The sequence below is a fragment of the Paenibacillus sp. FSL P2-0089 genome (assembly GCF_038595095.1).
In the GTDB taxonomy this organism is placed as follows: Bacteria; Bacillota; Bacilli; order Paenibacillales; family Paenibacillaceae; genus Paenibacillus_AQ; species Paenibacillus_AQ silagei.
In genome coordinates this window covers 1,886,759-1,901,001 of sequence record NZ_CP152006.1, presented here as the reverse complement: position 1 = coordinate 1,901,001, position 14,243 = coordinate 1,886,759, and the positions used below count along the sequence as shown (strand labels likewise).

11 protein-coding genes are annotated in these 14,243 nt (G+C 53.9%); 2 read left to right on the top strand and 9 right to left on the bottom strand.

What is annotated here, in order from left to right; translation table 11 throughout:
* Nucleotides 1-30: 30 nt before the first annotated feature.
* From NST69_RS07655 to NST69_RS07645, 3 genes are all read right to left on the bottom strand, one after another.
* Nucleotides 31-948 carry an AraC family transcriptional regulator gene (locus NST69_RS07655; RefSeq protein ID WP_342548912.1) on the bottom strand — a complete coding sequence of 306 codons (918 nt, stop codon included), beginning with the start codon at nt 946-948 and terminating at the stop codon, nt 31-33.
* 58 nt (nt 949-1,006) lie between these two features.
* Nucleotides 1,007-1,450, bottom strand: a complete 444-nt coding sequence (locus NST69_RS07650) for a flavodoxin domain-containing protein (protein WP_036721321.1) — start codon at nt 1,448-1,450, stop codon at nt 1,007-1,009.
* 144 nt (nt 1,451-1,594) lie between these two features.
* The gene (locus NST69_RS07645; protein ID WP_036721318.1) at nt 1,595-2,182 is read right to left on the bottom strand and encodes a TetR/AcrR family transcriptional regulator; all 588 of its coding nucleotides are present in this window, start codon (nt 2,180-2,182) and stop codon (nt 1,595-1,597) included.
* Between the two features lie 160 nt (nt 2,183-2,342).
* Here NST69_RS07645 and NST69_RS07640 point away from each other — a divergent pair, with 160 nt between their 5' ends.
* Nucleotides 2,343-3,224, top strand: a complete 882-nt coding sequence (locus NST69_RS07640) for a hypothetical protein (RefSeq protein ID WP_342548911.1) — start codon at nt 2,343-2,345, stop codon at nt 3,222-3,224.
* 195 nt (nt 3,225-3,419) lie between these two features.
* Here the strand turns inward: NST69_RS07640 and NST69_RS07635 are convergent, their stop codons facing one another.
* Entirely contained in the window at nt 3,420-5,315 is a 1,896-nt protein-coding gene (locus tag NST69_RS07635; protein WP_209991405.1) for a PrkA family serine protein kinase, read from the bottom strand.
* Between the two features lie 170 nt (nt 5,316-5,485).
* On the opposite strand from NST69_RS07635, the gene NST69_RS07630 reads away from it, so the two are divergent.
* Nucleotides 5,486-6,385 (top strand): DUF2161 family putative PD-(D/E)XK-type phosphodiesterase, encoded by a 900-nt coding sequence (locus tag NST69_RS07630; protein ID WP_342548910.1) that lies wholly within the window; start codon nt 5,486-5,488, stop codon nt 6,383-6,385.
* Between the two features lie 833 nt (nt 6,386-7,218).
* Here NST69_RS07630 and NST69_RS07625 read toward each other — a convergent pair.
* The 5 genes from NST69_RS07625 to NST69_RS07605 form a co-directional block, all read right to left on the bottom strand.
* A complete protein-coding gene (locus NST69_RS07625; protein WP_342548909.1) occupies nt 7,219-9,117 on the bottom strand; it encodes a beta-glucoside-specific PTS transporter subunit IIABC in 1,899 nt (632 codons plus the stop codon).
* A gap of 140 nt (nt 9,118-9,257) precedes the next feature.
* Nucleotides 9,258-10,109, bottom strand: a complete 852-nt coding sequence (locus tag NST69_RS07620) for a PRD domain-containing protein (RefSeq protein WP_209872925.1) — start codon at nt 10,107-10,109, stop codon at nt 9,258-9,260.
* Nucleotides 10,110-10,357: 248 nt separating this feature from the next.
* Nucleotides 10,358-11,815 (bottom strand): 6-phospho-beta-glucosidase, encoded by a 1,458-nt coding sequence (locus NST69_RS07615; protein WP_209872927.1) that lies wholly within the window; start codon nt 11,813-11,815, stop codon nt 10,358-10,360.
* A gap of 266 nt (nt 11,816-12,081) precedes the next feature.
* Nucleotides 12,082-13,299, bottom strand: a complete 1,218-nt coding sequence (locus NST69_RS07610; protein ID WP_036722351.1) for a PLP-dependent aminotransferase family protein — start codon at nt 13,297-13,299, stop codon at nt 12,082-12,084.
* Between the two features lie 67 nt (nt 13,300-13,366).
* The gene (locus tag NST69_RS07605) at nt 13,367-14,023 is read right to left on the bottom strand and encodes a response regulator transcription factor (protein ID WP_036722353.1); all 657 of its coding nucleotides are present in this window, start codon (nt 14,021-14,023) and stop codon (nt 13,367-13,369) included.
* Nucleotides 14,024-14,243 lie beyond the last annotated feature (220 nt).

Below are 14,243 nucleotides of genomic sequence, written 5' to 3'. Positions count from 1 at the left end.
CCACTTATTACAATTAAACGGTTAGTGGTTTCATGAAACCCGTTCCCGTACAGGGACATAAATCTCCATCACGGAATCCACGCGGGCGTGACAGCGTTCGTCGTAGAACTCAAAGTTCAGTTTATCTTCGTCATGCATGTAGCCGCTGCCCGGGAACCAGTCCTCGAAGATATATCTCCAGGTACTCTTGACCACCTCGGCAAAAGTCTCCGGTCTCGCCTCATCAGTAGCGTCCACCGGAGGTGTCGTGAATACCACGTACTGCGCCGCCGGTACAACAGCCGTAAGCATGTCAGGAGTGACCTTACTGAAGTCCTCCACTATAACCCCCAGCAGATACACAGCATTACCGCCAGCGTCTGACGGTATACATAAGCCGACCTCCCCGTGCTTCGGCGGATTCAGCTTTGCGTACATCTGATCCTCCAGATTGTCGCCCTCATAGTAATACCAGAAGGAAGCGACATCCTGCGTAGCATTCCCGGCCTCTACATCCGTCTCGATTCCATACCCCGCTACGTTAAAAGCAGGCTTCGTCACCAATACAGGCTCCGCGATGTATTCCTTGATGTCATACGCCAGCCGGTCCCGGACATAGCCGTTCATCCGCGCCGCATACTGGGAGGGGCTGTAGCCGTAAGACTTGCGGAAGGCTTTGGCGAAGCCGCCGGGAGTCTCGAACCCATACTCCAGCGCGATGTCCGTAATTCTCCGCCCGTTGAACAATTCAACGGCAGCCCGCGACAATCTCCGGGTGCGCACATATTCCATGACCGGCATGTCCTGAGACTGGCTGAACATCCGGCAAAAATGAAACAGCGAATAACCCGCATACGCCGCAATCTGCTCCGCTGTCAGCGGGTCCATGAGATGCTCCTCAATATAATCAATACTCCGCCCGATCTCTCTGCTGTAATTCAGTGACTCCACCGGCCTTTCAGTATACATAGGTGCATACATTATAGCAGATGGCGGACTCCGGGACTGATCCAGTCTTGCTATATAATCAGACAATCTTGTCAAATATAGCGGCTGCGAACAGGCGGGCTTTCTCAACATCCAGCTCATCGGGATGCCCTTTTTTATCCAGATTGAAGCCCAGCGGGCTGAACTCCCCGGGACAATGGAACTCACCGATCACGTTACTGCCCTTGGCCGCCAGTTTGGCCTCAACCAGTGCCTGATTCTTGAATTCTCCAGAGCCGGATGTGCAGAAAATAAAGACATTTTTGTCCCGGAGCGGCATTCTCTTGATGAATTTGAACATCCTGCGGTGAATTTTGGAGGCGTAAATGCCTGAACCGAGGCCAATCAGGTCATATACGGACAGCATCTCAGGCTTAACGTCCTCCACTTTGGCCAAATCTGCCCCCAACACTTCAGCCATAGCGGCTGCAATCTTCTGTGTGTTCATGCTACGGCCGGATCGGTAAATAATGATAGTCTTCATAATGGCGCCTCAATTCGTTATATTTAAAATATGAATGAACTTAATTAAATTCATTCATTTCAAGCCAAAATAAAATGCCCAGGATATCCACTGAACATTTAATAGTGTATTCTGCCGCCAGCAAAGCGATGCCGGATACCTTTGTCAATGCTGTGTATCCGTCAAGCCTTTCATTATAAATTCGACCAAATAGTCCAAGATCTGCGGGAAATAGCTAACCCCGATCTCTTCCTTGTGAATGTCGATATACGGCACGGAGTTGAACAAGGCAAGAATCATCCCGTCCTCCAGATCTGTTCTGATTTTCCCCCTGGACTTCCAGTGCCGGATTAATTCCAGCGTGCCGCTGTTCATCATTTCATGAATACCCTCTATTCCGCCATGCTCATAGAATTCCTTCTCCAGCTTGCTGAAAAGAGCTTTGTTGTACCATTCCTTCAGGATTGGATTCGTATTGATCCCGCTGTAATTAAGCGCCATGATTTCTTTGAGCACTTTGGCAGGCTCGTCGTCCAGATTGACCGAAGATTGCAGGATACTCCGTTTCAGCTTCTCGTTCTCCTGCAGATAAATATCGATGAACAGCTTCTCTTTCGAAGCGTAATAATTATAGAACGTGCCTACGGCATATCCGCACATTTTGGTGATGTCGGAAATATTGGTGTCCTTGAAGCCCTTGGAGCTGAACAGCTCTTTGCCGCATCTGAAAATCTCAGCCTTCTTATCTTCCATCCGTATGCCCTCCGCGCCTGAGTGAATAATATATAATTCATTCATAATGTAGCATAGCCTTGCAGGCATTACAATGCACTTTTATATTCAGCTGACACGAATCACTTCCCATTTCGGTGAATAGGCTATTGTAATGACTTCAAGAATGGAGGGTTCCCGCATGAATTACAGGAACGAAGATTCGAACAGCTCAGCTCATCCGTCAGGCTATCGGCATCTGCCGCAGCCCTACCCTTATTCGCATTACCACTACCTGGTACGTTCGGAGTCCACTGAGGAGACCGCTCCGAGGATTGCTAAGAATTCCGCAACTGCCGGGAATACGCAGACTGTCAGGGCCTCCGAACCTCCGGCCGCTCCACATAAGCTCGAGAATGACCATGCGGAGGACAACATGGACGGCTGGCAGCAGATTCAGAATGCCAGCAAGCCGCAGACGGTCCTCGAAAGTGGACATCCGGCTGCCGCGAACAAGCCGGTGGACGGCCATCCCGGGGCAAGTCAGGCCGGCGGAAAGGGAATTCATGTCGATGTAGGAGGCGAGTTAGGGGGTAAACACGGCATCGGCATGAATGCCGGAGGAAACCTGGCGTACAGCGGCGCAAGCATGCAGGCAGACGGCCATATCGGCAGCAGCTCCTGCGGGATCGAAGCGCAAGGCGATACCCATGTGGGCAACGGGCAAGGCCTCGGAGTGAACGCCGAAGCCCAGGCCTTCGGCAAATACGGGGTGGCTGCACAAGGCAAGGCCCAGCTCGGCGGCGGGCAAGGCGCAGATGTCAAGTTGGGCGCACAGGCCGGGGGCGATCACGGGCTGAATGCAGATGCGGGTGCTCATCTGGGGCTTAGTCAAGGTGCAGGCTTTGACTCTCATGTTCAGCTCGGCGGCAACAAGGGCATCGGGGCTGAGGCCAAAGCCCAGTTCGGCGGCGGCGAAGGCGCAGGCATCGGCGTGGGCGGACAGCTCGGCAAATATAACGGCCAATTAAGCTTCAAGATTGGCGGTAAGGAGCAGGAGCCCAAGGACTCTCAGGAGGATTAGAAGAATTAGTTATCCAGTCCGCACGGATTCGCCGATCAGGCGCTTCGCTAGACTAAAGGGAATATCCCTAAGCCATCACCATGGCCTGGGATATTCCCTTTTGGCTGAGCGTTCAAGTCTTAATTAGCTCCGGGACAGACAAGAGGACTGCCTGATGGCAGTCCCCGGTCCCCAGTATCCGTGAATCCGCCTCCGTCAGCGGTTCAGCAGGCTTCCGACATATTTCAGCAGCTCATTGGCACAGATCGGGCAGTAGTTGTGCTCGTCGATCAGGCGGCGGCTGACCTCGTTGATCCGTTTGAGCTGGCTTTCATCAGGTGTCTTGGAGGAAGTGGTGATTTTGACGATATCCTTGAGGTCCGTGAACAGCTTCTTCTCGATGGCTTCCCGCAACCGGTCGTGATTGTTGTACTCGAACTTCTTGCCCTTGCGGGAGTAGGACGAAATACGGATCAGGATCTCCTCGCGGAAGGCCTTCTTCGCATTCTCCGAGATGCCGATCTGCTCTTCAATGGAGCGCATCAGCCGCTCATCCGGCTCCATCTCCTCATCGGTAAGGGGGTCGCGGATTTTGGACCAGTTGCAGAAGGCTTCGATATTGTCGAGATAATTCTCGAACAGCGTTTTGGCGGATTCTTCAAAAGAGTAGACGAAGGCCTTTTGCACTTCGCTTTTGGCGAGAATATCGTATTCCTTGCGGGCAATAGAAATAAAGTTCAGATAACGCTCGCGCTCCTCCTTCGTAATCGAAGGATGCTGATCCAGACCGTCCTTGATTGCCCGCAGCACATCCAGCGCGTTCATGCACTGCAGATCGCCTTTGATCAGGGCGCTGGAGATGCGGTTAATGACATAACGCGGGTCGATGCCGGACATGCCTTCATCTAAGTATTCGGTCTGCATCTCCTTCAGATCCGCTTCCTTGTAGCCCTCGACCTCTTCGCCATCGTACATACGCAGCTTCTTGATCAGATCCATCCCCTGCTTCTTGCTCTCCTTGAGCCGGGTCAGGATTGAGAAGATCGCCGCCGCACGCAGCGCGTGAGGGGCAATATGCACATGCTTCATATCGCTCTGGCCGATCAGCTTGGCGTAGATCTTTTCCTCTTCAGAGACGCGCAGATTATAGGGAACCGGCATGACGATCATGCGGGACTGGAGCGCTTCATTCTTTTTATTGGAGATGAAGGACTTATATTCTGTCTCATTCGTATGGGCCACGATGAGTTCATCAGCACTGATTAGCGCGAACCGCCCGGCCTTGAAGTTGCCCTCTTGGGTCAAGGACAGCAGGTTCCACAGGAACTTCTCATCGCATTTCAGCATTTCCTGGAATTCCATCAGGCCGCGGTTGGCCTTGTTCAGCTCCCCGTCGAAGCGGTAAGCGCGCGGATCGGACTCCGAGCCGAATTCGGTAATGGTTGAGAAGTCGATGCTCCCCGTCAGGTCAGCGATATCCTGCGACTTCGGGTCGGAAGGGCTGAATGTACCAATCCCCACCCGCTCCTCTTCCGACAACAGCACCCGGACCACGCCAACCTGTTCAATGTCCCCGTGGTACTCATTCTTCAGCCGCATCTGGCAGGACGGGCATAGATTGCCTTCAACCCGTACGCCAAGCTCCCGCTCAATCTCCGGACGCAGCTCCAGCGGAATCAAATGCAGCGGGTCTTCATGCATCGGGCAGCCCTCAATCGCATACACCGCACCCGCATCCGTACGCGAATATTGCTCCAGGCCGCGCTTCAGCAGCGTTACCAGCGTTGACTTCCCTCCACTGACCGGACCCATCAGGAGCAAGATCCGTTTGCGCACATCCAGCCTTCGGGCTGCGGAATGGAAGTATTCTTCCACCAGCTTCTCCACCGCACGATCCAGTCCAAAGATCTCCTGTTCAAAAAACTTATACCGTTTACGTCCGTTGATGTCCTCGACGCCGTGTGACTTGATCATGTCGTATACGCGGGAATGAGCCGTTTTTGCGGGAGAGGGGTCTAGTCTCAGCAGTTCTATATAGTCCTTGAAAGTGCCGCTCCACGCCAAACGGTCGTTCTCAGCCCGATACGAAGCTATACGCTCAAAAATATCCATGGCTCGCTGCCTCCTCTTGCGCTCCTACTTGCTCCACCAAGCTTAGAAAGTGTATTACATACCTATGCGGCGAGCCCGGAATAGTTGACCTCTTTTTTGCTGTGCTATAATAGAGAATCATGAATTCTCTATTATAATTACGCTGCAATCCAGGGCAGGAGTGACAACCAATGGCGATCAAACAGGAAACGGAGCTGTATGCTCCTTTGAAGGGATTTTTTGAACGGCAGGGCTATGAGATCAAGGGCGAGGTGCGTACCTGCGATCTGGTCGGTATCCGGGAGGACGAGGCCCAGCCGCTAATCGTAGAGATGAAAAAATCGTTCAATCTCGCTCTGCTGCTGCAGGGGATTGAACGGCTGCGGCTCAGCCCTAACGTCTACCTCGCGGTAGAACGCGTCAGGGAGAAGAAGGGCGCGGTCAACCAGCGCTGGGGCGAGCTCACCGGGCTGTGCCGCCGGCTCGGCCTCGGGCTGATCACCGTCGTCTTCTACAAGACGAAGGCCCCGCTCGTCGAGGTGCTCGCGGAGCCGGGCGACGCGCCGCCGCAGGCCCGCAGCGCGGTGCGCCGCCGCGAGCGCTTGCTCTATGAGTTCCGCGAGCGCAGCGGGGACTACAACACCGGCGGCAGCACGCGCGTCAAGCTCGTGACTGCCTACCGCGAGAAGGCGCTGCGCGTGGCCCTCGCGCTGCAGGCCCTGGAGGCCGAAGCCGCCGGAGCGGCCGGCTTCGGCGGAGGGCGCGCGGCGCTAAGCGGCGCGCCGGGCACTGCCCTGGCCGCCGGGGAGCCGGCGGCCGCGGGTGCGGCAGCAGCGGCGGCGGGTGATGCCGCTGCGGGTGCGGGCCCGGCGGCTGCGCACAGCCGGGCGGAGGGCGCGCGCGGCGTCGGCGTCACGCCCGCCGCGTTGCGGAAGCGCAGCGGCGTGCCCGGCGCCGCTGCGATCCTGCAGAAGAACTACTATGCGTGGTTCTTCCGGGTGCAGCGCGGCCGCTACACGCTCACGGCCGCCGGACAAGCCGCGCTGATCGAGTATGCAGCGGTCGCGGAGATCAGCGCGGGCAAGCTGTAGGCCCGCGCCTGGCCGGAGCGGATCTCAGCGGATTCTGGCCGCAGCTTCATCAGCTGAACCCGGCCCGCCCGCGCTTGTCCATCCGTTCGCAGCCCCACCTGCCGGACCCAGGCTGCCGTGTCTGCCCATCTGTCCGATCACTGCTCCATCTGCCGGCCCCAGTCAGCCGCGCCCGCCTTACATAGGCATTCACGCAATCATGAGGCGTTCACGCTCGACTGCCCAACCAATAGATGGAAAATCAACACTTAAATCATTGAGTTTTTCCCGGCGCAAAAGATTAGTTGGATAAACAACACTTATTTCCCACCATTTTGTCTCAAGTAGCATATTTCAGCTGAATAAATGTACTTTTTCCAACTAAAGTCCCAACTCTCAGGAATCCAGTCAAATTAGATGCTCTTTTTCCACCTATCTCCACAGAATAAAGTTACTGGATAAGCGCCAATACATGTATTCGGTTTTTTACACACATTTGGTCCGCTTACCTTCGCCCCAGCACATTGTATTCGGTTTTCCGCACACTTTCGGTCCGCGTACCCTCGTCCATCACATTGTATTCGGTTTTTCACACACATTCGGCCCGCTTACCCTCGTCCAGCACATTGTATTCAGTTTTCCGCACACATTCAGCCTGCGAATCATCTCTCGCGCCAACTATACAAGCACAAAAGGAGTTGTCCCCACGCAGACCTGCTGCGAGCGACAACTCCTTTGTACCTTCTCTATCCACTTACCTGATCTATACTCTAGAATATCCTACTGGTTTATACTGTGCTCTTCGCTCATTCACTCCAAGCCCCAGCCCTTCGCTTATTCGCTCCTGGCTCGCCCTAAGCAAGCACCGTATACAGCAGCTCCTTCTCCTTAACCGAGGTGGCGCCAGCAGACTGGATCGACTGGTACTGCTGGATGTTCGTAATAATAACCGGCGTAATCGTGCTATAGCCAGCCTTCTCGATCTCGACCAGATCGAATTCCATCAGGAGATCGCCGACAGCCACCCGGGTTCCGGCGGTTACCTTGGGCGAGAAATGCAGGCCTTTCAGCTTCACCGTGTCGATGCCGATATGGATCAGCATTTCCGCTCCGCTGTCGCTGACCAGACCAATGGCATGTCCGCTCTTCGAGAGCGAGAACACCGTTCCCTGGACCGGCGAGACTACGCGGCCTTCGGACGGCTGAATGGCATATCCTTTACCCATAATCTCTTCCGAGAAGGCCGGGTCGCTCACTTCGCTGAGCGGCTTCACCGCTCCGGCAATCGGACTGAACACCTCTTGATTCACCATCGTAGGCTCAGCAGTAGCGCCGATTACAGTAGTGTTAGCGTCAGATGTGACAGGCTCGGCAGAAGTCACCGCAGGCGCAGCAGCAGCTTCCGGCTCATCCTCAAAGCCGATAATATAAGTGACAATGGCAGCAACTGCCGCCCCGATGGCGAAGCCGATGACCGAATAGACAAAGGTCGCACCGAGAACCATCGGGATGCCGGAGAGCCCGGCGAGTCCGCCGATGACATACGCTTTTACCTTGAACAAGCTTAGGAACGCACCACCGGCGGCTCCGCCGATCAGGGCAGCGATGAACGGTTTCTTAAGCCGCATATTCACACCGTACATAGCCGGTTCTGTAATCCCCATGAAAGCCGTAATACTTGTGGACAGGGAGAGGGACTTCAGCTTGCTGTTCTTCGTTCTCAGTGAGACACCCAGCGCACTGCCCGCCTGGGCGAAGTTCGCCACCATCATAATCGGAATCATATAGTCATAGCCAAGCTGTGCAATGGATGCGATCATGATTGGAATCAGAGCATAGTGCATCCCGGTAATGATCAGCAGCGACATGGTTCCGCCCAGCAGCAGGCCTGCGAACAATCCCGTATTCTCGAACAGCCAGCTGATCCCTCCAGTCAGGCCATCCCCGATAATTACTCCCAGCGGGCCTACGGCAATCAGGGTAAGCGGCACAATGACCAGCAGCGTAACTGTCGGAACGATAATCAGCTTCAGGGAAGCATAGGTTACTTTATCAACGGCTTTTTCCACATAGGAGGCCAGCCATACTGCAATCACAATCGGAATGACGGACGAAGCGTAGGTTGCAGCTACCACCGGCAGTGAAGCAAAGGTAACAGGCTCCCCGGACCCCAGCAGCGTGGTGACGGTCGGATGCAGAATGGCCGCACCTATCGCAGCAGCGATGTACATATTGCTTCCCAGCTTACGGGCAGCGCTGATGGCCAGAACAATCGGCAGGAAGTAAAAGGCACCGTCCCCGATCGCCGAGAGAATGATATACGTGGAGTTCTCTGTCCCCATCCAGCCCACCGCCACCAGCAGGGCGACAATCCCCTTGATCATCCCCGCACCGGTAATGGCCGGCAGGATCGGTGTGAAGATTCCCGAGATGAAGTCAAACAGCTTGCTGAGCGGATTCTGCTTCTTTTTCTCCACCTTGTCACCGGAAGCCTTCTTCTCAGGAGAAACGGACATATTGCCAATCAGCTCATTGTAGACCACCGGCACATCATTGCCGATAATGACCTGGAATTGCCCGCCGTTAATCATCACGCCCATAACCCCGTCCGTCTTCTGCAGGGCCGCTTTGTCCGCACGGTTGTTGTCATTCAGATTGAAGCGCAGACGGGTCATACAGTGGGTTACCTGATCGATATTGTCTTCTCCGCCGACAAGCTTCAATATTTCTTTGGACAGCTCTTTTGTATTCATAAGATGTTGCTCCTTAGATGTAGTATGTTTTCCGTAAAAAAAAACCTAAACGCCGATCAGCGGGGAAAGGCAGTCTTCTGCCTCCAGCACTGTCCGGGTTTAGGTTTTGCCTCTGTTCCGAGTAGCAATCCTGCACCACATTATTCTGTTATATCCTCATTACGGATAATCCGTTCAATATGAATGGTCAGATACAATATTTCTTCCTTGGACAAGACCCGTTTGTATATCTTGCGGGAATAGTCCGCTATCTTCACCGCAACCGCATGGGCAGCCGGGTACTGCTTCATGACCAGATCATGCAGCGCATGATCCTGGTCCCGCTCCTCCATCGGAGTGCCCTGAACCACCCGCTGCGCAAAGAACTTCAGATGGGTCAGGAAGCGGTAATACCCGAGTGATTCTTCATCCAGCTCAATCAGGAAGCTCCGCCGGACAATATTCAAGATGTCCTTCACGATATTCGTGATACTTACCGTCTCCCGCATCTCACCGTTCATCTGCGCATTAACCAGATGCATCGCGATGAAAGCGCACTCGTCCTCCGGCAGCAGAACCCCAAGCCGTTCCTCGATAATTTGCAGCGCCTTGAGTCCAATGGAGAACTCCTTACGGTACATCCGCTTGATTTCCCACAGCAGTGCATTCTTGATTTGAAGCCCCTGACGGTGGCGGTCGATGGCGAAATGGATATGGTCCGTCAGTGAGATATAGATGCTGTCATGCAGCTTCTCCCCGAGCACCGTCTCGGCATAACGGATCACTTCATCGGTGCATTCCACATATTCCAGCGGGATCTCCGAGAGAAGCGACATCAGCTTCTGTGAACCTTCTTTATTCTCCAGGGCGAATACCTTCTCGACCTGAGCATCCTCAACATCATCCCCGGCCTGCTTCTTGAAGGCGATACCGCGGCCCATTACGACCCGTTCCTTCCCGCTGGCATCGAGTACGGTGACCACATTGTTGTTGAGCACCTTAGCAATTTTCATTCCATCACCTTACACCGTCAGAGTAATAAAATCCCCCCGCAGGCGCGGGGATACAACATTATCGTATTAAAAAAGGCAAAACCAAAACGGCATCAAAAGAGTGCCCGTTTCTGGTTTTGCCTGAATGAACAGTAACAATCCAGTTATTCTACCTGTAGCAGCATCTTAGCATATCATTGTTAATATGACAACACTTTTATGAAAACGGTTTATTAAGGCCTGTGCTTCTTAAGCTTGCCCCATTTCACCTACAATATTTCACCGTTCGACGAAATCACCTGCTTGTACCACTCAAAAGAATCCTTCTTACTGCGGTTCAGCGTGCCGCTTCCCGTGTCGTCCAGGTCTACGTAGATGAAGCCGTAGCGCTTGGACATTTCCGAGGTCGACATGCTCACCAGGTCAATCGGGCCCCAGGCCGTATAGCCCATCAGCTCCACGCCGTCCTTAACCGCTTCCTTCATCTCCTTGATGTGTTCCCGCAAATAATCAATCCGGTAATGGTCATGGATCGATCCGTCTTCCTCCACCTTGTCATATGCGCCCAGCCCGTTCTCTACGATGAACAACGGCTTCTGGTAACGGTCGTACAGGTTATTCAGGGTAATGCGCAGACCCACAGGATCAATCTGCCAGCCCCAGTCGGAGGCCTTCAGATACGGGTTCTTGATGCCGCCCAGCAGGTTTCCTTCAGTCGCCTCACCCTCCGGACCTGCGGACACCGTAAGCGTCATATAATAGCTGAACGAGATGAAATCTACTGTATTCGCAGCAAGAAGCTCATCATCCCCCGGTTCACGGACAATCTCAATATGGTTCTCGGCAAAATAACGGTTCATATAACGCGGGTACTTGCCGCGCGCATGCACATCCGTGAAGAACAGATTCAGCTGGTCCTCCTGCTGTCTCTTACGTACATCCGCCGGATTGCAGGTATGCGCGTAGCTCTCCATACGGGCCAGCATACAGCCAATCTGCGAGCCTGGAATAATCTCATGTCCGAGTCTGGTAACCAGGGCGCTTGCTACGAACTGATGGTGCAGCCCCTGAAAGACCGCTTGCAGCTTGTTCTCCACGCGGTCTGTAAGAATACCGCCTCCGGTATACGGGCTGAACAGCATGACATTGATCTCGTTGAAGGTCAGCCAGTACTTTACTTTTTTCCGGTAACGTGTAAATACAGTCTCAGCATACTTCACATAGAAGCCGACCACTTCACGGCTGGCCCAGCCGTTATACTTCTGTGTAAGACCGAGCGGAGTCTCATAGTGCGAGAGAGTAACCAGCGGCTCAATGCCGTATTTCAACAGTTCATCGAATACATCGTCGTAGAATTGCAGACCCTGCTCGTTAGGCTCGGCATCATCGCCGTTCGGGAAGATCCGTGCCCAGTTAATCGACAGCCGGAACACCTTGAAGCCCATTTCGGCGAATAGAGCAATGTCCTCCTTGTAGCGGTGATAGAAGTCAACGCCTTCGCGTTTCGGGAACCAGTCATCCGTCTCTCCGGCAAGAATCCGGGCGATACGCTCCGAAGAGATCTCCATCGAATGATCCCCTGTGCGCTTATCCTTTGGCACGAAGGCGATCATATCTGCGGTTGACAGCCCTTTGCCCCCCTGATCAAAAGCGCCCTCCAGCTGATTGGCAGCGGTTGCCCCGCCCCATAAGAAATGCTCAGGAAATCCGTTAAGTACTGTAGCCATAGTCCTTACCCCTTTCATTATGATCTTTCTGCATGGCCTATATAACAGAAAAACCTAAACCTATGGCAAGATCATCGAGCCCGGCGAACGGGTTCAAATCAGTCACCATCAGTTTAGGTTTTGCCTGGCACGGCCAGTAACAATCCAGTAAACGATGTGTTTATGGAAGATTTAATTGACTCCAGCCTAACATAGCATCCAGCAAAATTCAAATGAAAATCTACTCAATTTCTGTGAAGCTCATATTTGCGCCCGTTCCTTCTCCCCTAGCTGCGCGCCGTGAACTCGGTCACCGCTTCGCTCATCAGATTCATTCCAAGCAGCAGCTCATCGCGGCCGGGATGGCTGAAGTTGAGCCGGATACGGTCCGAGCCTCCGCTTACACTGCAGAGCGGGCCAGGCAGGAAGGCTACCCCCTTAGACAGCGAAGCCCGCAGCAGAGCCATCGCGTCCAGGCCTTCAGGCAGCGATACCCAGAGGAACATGCCGCCGGCCGGCATATCATACACACTATGCTTCCAGGCCGGACGCTTCAGCAGCTCCGCCATCAGCTTCAGGCGGGTATTGTATTCGCGGTTCAGCAGCGCGATATGCTCCCGCAGATCAAAGGCCGACACACTGAGCAGATGATGCAGCAGGCGCTGGTTCAGCGAGCTGGACTGCCAGTCCGCCATCTGCTTGGCGGCAGCCATCATGCCGATCAGCTCACGGCTTCCCGCCGCCCAGCCCGTCCGCAGCGCCGGCGCGACCGTCTTGCTGAAGGAGCCGATGTACAGCACATGCCCGCCCTCGCTGACATTCTCCAGCGCATATAGAGTAGGATATTTCTTGGAGGGGTGGCCCTCACTCCGCTGGAAGTGCAGATCGCCATAGGAATCATCCTCTACGATCAGCACATTATGTGAGATACACAGCTCCAGAATCTCTTGCCGCCGGGCAAGGCTCCAGAGTACTCCGCTGGGGTTGGTGAAGCTTGGCGCAGCGAACAGCATCTTGGGCCTATAGCTGCGGATCGTTCGGCGCAGATGATCCGGCAGCAGGCCGTCCCCATCCCCCTGGACCGGAATAATGACGGCTCCCTGCATCCGCAGCGCCTGCAGAATACCGGGAGAAGTCGGATTCTCAACCAGCACATGATCCCCTGGATCGATGTACACCCTGGACAGCAGATCGATGGCCTGCTGGCTGCCCGTTGTCAGCAGCACTCCGCCTTCGGTTACCGCCACCCCTTTGCTGTGGAGCCAATCTCCGGTCAGCCATTCGCGGAGCGGGCCATACCCTTCAGGCTCCCCGTACTGCAGCGCACTTGCATCTGTGGAGATCACGGTAGATGCCGCCTCAGACAGCAGTGACAGCGGAAATAATTCTTCTGCCGGGAGCTCCTCTGCCAGCGAGATCAGCGTACCCCGGCGTGTCTCCTTACGGATACTCAGCAGCGGTGAAGATAACAATGTATGTGCGCGCGAAGAAAACTCATACTTCATACGCTTCCCCCCTTTATCTGGTTTAAGAATATTCCAGTCCTGACGCCATTATGTCGTAATACAGGGATTATGCGTAGATTTGCTTGTTCTGTCTTGAGAAAAGCGCGAACTTCTCAATTGCCTGCGCTCTTGTCGATACTTCCAGCTTCACATAAATCTTGCGCAGGTAGTTATCGATCGAACGGCGGCTGACTTCAATTTCAAGTGCGATTTTGTCGTATGTAATTCCTTGCACAATGCGTTCCATGATGAACATCTCCGTCTGTGTCAGCTGCAAGACGCCTTCCAACCCTCTGGAGGAGGCTACCGGACGGAAGCCCTTTTCGATCCATTCCAGCGGAATGGAGAGGAACCCTTCGCGGATGCCGCGGATCATCTGCAGAAGCTGATCCGGAGTGGCTCCCTTCGACAATACCCCGCTCGCTCCCAGTTCAATCAGGGGCAGGAATATCTCCTTATCGTTCTCCTCCGTCATGATAATAATGTGGGAGCACGGTGAGCTTTTTTTCATGTCCGGCAGCACCTGCTCTACGGTTCCGTCATGCATTTGATAATCACTCAGCACCAGATCAGGCCTTAATTCCTCCATGCCCGCGAGACATTCTTCCCAGGTAGCGAACATGCCGTCTACCGTCAGTCCCTCCTCATCTTCCAGAATTAATTTTGTTCCCAGCATACTTGTGGGATGACATCCCACGATGACCACCTGCCAGACCTTCGTCATTAATGCCCAGACCTCCTGCTATCTATATAATTTTCCAGAATGGAAAGCGCTGTAAGCGTTTCCTGTCAACACGCAAGCAAGGATCTATGCTGTCATAAGTCTATTCTTCCTACTTTTACCTTGAATACGTCCATCAGATATTCCAATCTATAGAAATTGTATCGCAGTAGTTTAACAGGATGCAATTACTTTTTGTCGTTTCTGCGCGGCTCTTTCACTT

Bases quoted from the DNA above. Each gene is read 5' to 3' on its own strand.
- NST69_RS07655 (WP_342548912.1), bottom strand. From the start codon at position 948: ATGTATACTGAAAGGCCGGTGGAGTCACTGAATTACAGCAGAGAGATC.
- NST69_RS07650 (WP_036721321.1), bottom strand. From the start codon at position 1,450: ATGAAGACTATCATTATTTACCGATCCGGCCGTAGCATGAACACACAG.
- NST69_RS07645 (WP_036721318.1), bottom strand. From the start codon at position 2,182: ATGGAAGATAAGAAGGCTGAGATTTTCAGATGCGGCAAAGAGCTGTTC.
- NST69_RS07640 (WP_342548911.1), top strand. From the start codon at position 2,343: ATGAATTACAGGAACGAAGATTCGAACAGCTCAGCTCATCCGTCAGGC.
- NST69_RS07635 (WP_209991405.1), bottom strand. From the start codon at position 5,315: ATGGATATTTTTGAGCGTATAGCTTCGTATCGGGCTGAGAACGACCGT.
- NST69_RS07630 (WP_342548910.1), top strand. From the start codon at position 5,486: ATGGCGATCAAACAGGAAACGGAGCTGTATGCTCCTTTGAAGGGATTT.
- NST69_RS07625 (WP_342548909.1), bottom strand. From the start codon at position 9,117: ATGAATACAAAAGAGCTGTCCAAAGAAATATTGAAGCTTGTCGGCGGA.
- NST69_RS07620 (WP_209872925.1), bottom strand. From the start codon at position 10,109: ATGAAAATTGCTAAGGTGCTCAACAACAATGTGGTCACCGTACTCGAT.
- NST69_RS07615 (WP_209872927.1), bottom strand. From the start codon at position 11,815: ATGGCTACAGTACTTAACGGATTTCCTGAGCATTTCTTATGGGGCGGG.
- NST69_RS07610 (WP_036722351.1), bottom strand. From the start codon at position 13,299: ATGAAGTATGAGTTTTCTTCGCGCGCACATACATTGTTATCTTCACCG.
- NST69_RS07605 (WP_036722353.1), bottom strand. From the start codon at position 14,023: ATGACGAAGGTCTGGCAGGTGGTCATCGTGGGATGTCATCCCACAAGT.